The following is a 3,586-nucleotide window of genomic DNA, read 5'->3' on the forward strand; positions in this document are numbered from 1 at the left end:
CCCCGCGCTCCCGCTACCGGTTCCCGACCCCGGTCCTCCCCCCCCGGCCGGACGCCACCTCGGCGTCCGGCCTTCCCCTTCCCCGGTGTCCGGGCGCCCCGGCGCCCCCGCCGGCCGCGAGTGCGCCGGTTCACACCGGAAACGCCCCTCGTTCGGCGGATCGACGCGCCGAGTCCCCGGGTGGCCGCGCCTTCGGCGGTGGATGATCGGCCGGGGGGGTCGTCTCCCGGCGAGCCCCGCGCATGCCCCCGATCGAGTTCGCACCCGAGCTCCACGAAGGACCTCCGCGTACCACCGAGCACCACGGAGTTCCGCACAACCAAGCGTCCGGTTCGGCCGTCTCCTCCTGTGACCGGTGGCCGCCCGGCGCCCGCCGACGCCATGAAGGACGGACTGACGACGTGACGGACCGCGCAGGCACCCCCGCCGAACCGGAACCGGCCGCGCCGGCCGCGGAGGCCGGGGCGTCCGGCGCTCCGGAGGAGTCGCACGGGCGGCGGCGTCACTGGCTGCGGTGGACGGCGCTCGGCGTCTCGCTGGCGGTGCTCGCCGGGGCGGGCGCCGGCTGGTGGTTCTACCGGAAGCTCGACGGCAACATCACCACGGACACCACGGCCGCCGACGAGCTGCGGCGGTACGAGAAGGAGCGCCCGGCGGCGGTCGTGTCGGCGGCCCGGAACATCCTGCTCATCGGGTCGGACACACGGGCCGGGGAGGGGAACCGGGAGTACGGCAAGGACGTGGGCACCCAGCGGTCGGACACGACGATCCTGCTGCACCTGTCGGCGGGGAAGTCGCGGGCGACGGCGGTGTCGCTGCCGCGCGACCTGATGGTGACGGTTCCGGACTGCCGTACGGCGGAGGGGGCCCGCAGCGGGAAGCAGTTCGCGCAGTTCAACTCGGCCTTCGAGATCGGCGGCACGGCGTGCACGATCCGTACCGTCGAGAAGCTGACCGGTATCCGGGTCGACCATCACATGGTGATCGACTTCCGGGGTTTCAAGAAGATGGTGGACGCGGTGGACGGGGTCGAGATCTGCCTGAAGGAGCCGATCGACGACGCCGACGCGCACCTGAAGCTGCCCGCGGGCCGCCAGACGCTCCACGGCGAGCAGGCGCTGGGCTTCGTACGGGCGCGGAAGTCGCTCGGCGACGGCAGCGACACCGAACGGATGGACCGGCAGCAGCAGTTCCTGGGGGCGCTCGTCACCAAGGTGCAGAGCGACGGGGTGTTGTTGAATCCGACGAAGCTCTATCCGGTCCTGGACGCCGCGACCAGATCGATCACGACCGACCACGGTCTGGACTCGCTGCGGGACCTGTACGACCTGGCGCGCGCGATGCGGGCGATCCCGGCGGAGAACGTGCAGTTCCTCACGGTGCCGCGGCGGCCCTACACGTACAACGCGAACCGGGACGAACTGGTGCAACCCGCCGCGAGCCATCTCTTCCGGCAACTGCGCGAGGACAAGCCGGTCCTGGTGCGTCCGGAGCACGGCGAACGGGAGGGGACGGGCGCGGATCGGGGCGGGGACGGCGGCGGAACAGTCGGTGAACTCCCCTCCGACGGAAAGCCGGACGACGCGGACACCCCGACGCCGGCCGCGACCCCGACCTTCACCGGGCGCAACGCGGCGGAAGGGGTGTGCGCCTGAGGGGGAGGGTGAGTAAAGCGCGCCCCAAGGGGAGGGCGGGGAGGGATGCGGTTTGGGCAAATTGCCCAGTTGTAAGGGGCGTGGAATTTGTCACGGACGTCGCCCCACGCTGAACTGGGCGGATAGTGTGACGCGATCCGGTGCACCCCGACCGCGTGGTCGCACACACCAAGGATCGAACGACCGAGCGGCGCCCTGTGGGGGAGGCGCCTCGCGTGGCACCGACGGAGGACCCGAGGAACCGTGGACGCGCACAGCCGTGGACGGGCGGACGAGATCGACCCCGCCGACCAGTGGGTACTGAACCCGCAGACCGGCAACTACGAACTGCGACTGGACAACTCCGGTCAGCAGCCGCAGGCCGCGGCCCCGTCGTACCGGAGAGCCGCGACCGTCGAGACGCCCTCCCCCGCGACGCCCGCCACCCCCGTCGAGGCCCCGGTCCCCGGCCAGCGCCGCCGCCGTCCCGCCGAGCCGGGCCGGGGCTCCGGCGCGGGCGGTACGGGCGGCGGTACGGGCTCCACGGGCAGGCGCGGCGGCCAGCCGCCCGCGAGCCGCCGCAAGCGCAAGCAGGCCGCCTCCCGCAAGAAGAAGGTCCTGCTGTGGACCGGCGGCACGATGGCCCTCGTCCTGGTGGGCGGCGCGACCAGCGCGTACGTGCTCTACAACCGGCTGGACGGCAACATCACCACCGTCGACCCGGTGGGCCGCAAGAGCGAGGGCTTCCGCAAGGGCCAGGCCTTCAACATCCTGATCATCGGCACCGACAAGCGGACCGGTGAGGGCAACGCCGGCTACGGCGACAGCAACAGCCCCGGCCACGCGGACACCACGATCCTCTTCCACGTCTCCCAGGACCGGACGAACGCCACCGCGCTGTCCATCCCGCGCGACCTGGTGACGAAGATCCCCGTGTGCGAGTCGCGGCAGCCCGACGGGTCGATCAAGACGATCCCCGGCGCCGAGAAGGCCCGGTTCAACGTGAGCCTCGGCCAGGACGGCCGCGACGCCGGCTGCACCATGCGCACGGTCGAGGAACTGACGGGCCTGACCGTCGACCACTTCATGATGGCCGACTTCAACGCCGTCAAGGAGCTGACGACGGCCGTCGGCGGCGTGAAGGTCTGCGTCGAGAAGGCCGTGGACGACCCGAAGTCGCATCTGAAGCTGCCGCCCGGCGAGTCGGTCATCCAGGGCGAGCAGGCTCTCGCCTTCGTCCGCACGCGCTCCAGCTTCGGCAACAAGAGCGACCTGGACCGGATCAAGGTCCAGCAGCAGTTCCTGAGTTCGATGGTCCGGCAGATGAAGTCGGACGACACGCTCACCAGTCCGTCGAAGCTGTACGGCCTGGCCGACGCGGCGACCAAGGCGCTCACCGTCGACACGGGCATAGGCTCCCTCGCCAAGCTCCAGGAGCTGGCCGGGGAACTCGCCCCCATCGACACCAAGAACATCGCCTTCACGACGCTTCCGGTGATCGACAACCCGGACGAGCCGAAGCCGGTCACCGTGGTGCCCCACCCGACGCAGGCGCCCCAGCTGTTCGCGATGCTGCAGTCGGACACCTCGCTCACCGAGGTGAAGAAGAAGGAGGCGCAGGCCAAGAACGCCCAGGCGCAGGCGCAGGCCGCACTCCTCAAGGGCCCCCGGTCCACCGCCGCCGAGGTCCGCGTCGACGTCTACAACGGCAGCGGCATCACGGGTGCGGCGCAGTCCACCATCAACTGGCTGCAGAACGACCAGGGCGTGACCCGGTCGACCAACCGGAGCAACGCTCCGGAGAAGGCGGCGAAGACGACGCTGACGTACGCGCCGAACCAGGCCGATCAGGCCCGCAAGCTGGCCGACATGATGGGCCTGCCGGCCACGGCGCTCAAACCGGGGACACAGGACGCCGCGGAGCGCGCGCCCATGACGCTCGTCCTCGGCGC

Annotated in this window: 2 protein-coding genes; both read left to right on the forward strand. The window is 71.3% G+C overall.

What is annotated here, in order from left to right; genetic code table 11:
* Positions 1-401: 401 nt before the first annotated feature.
* Positions 402-1,655 carry an LCP family protein gene (locus RIF68_RS30935; protein WP_309054580.1) on the forward strand — a complete coding sequence of 418 codons (1,254 nt, stop codon included), beginning with the start codon at positions 402-404 and terminating at the stop codon, positions 1,653-1,655.
* A gap of 243 nt (positions 1,656-1,898) precedes the next feature.
* Positions 1,899-3,586: LCP family protein (locus RIF68_RS30940; protein WP_309054581.1), on the forward strand; the 1,688-nt coding region annotated here is incomplete at its 3' end.

The organism is Streptomyces sp. (assembly GCF_031178505.1).
GTDB classification, from domain to species: domain Bacteria; phylum Actinomycetota; class Actinomycetes; order Streptomycetales; family Streptomycetaceae; genus Streptomyces; species Streptomyces gulbargensis.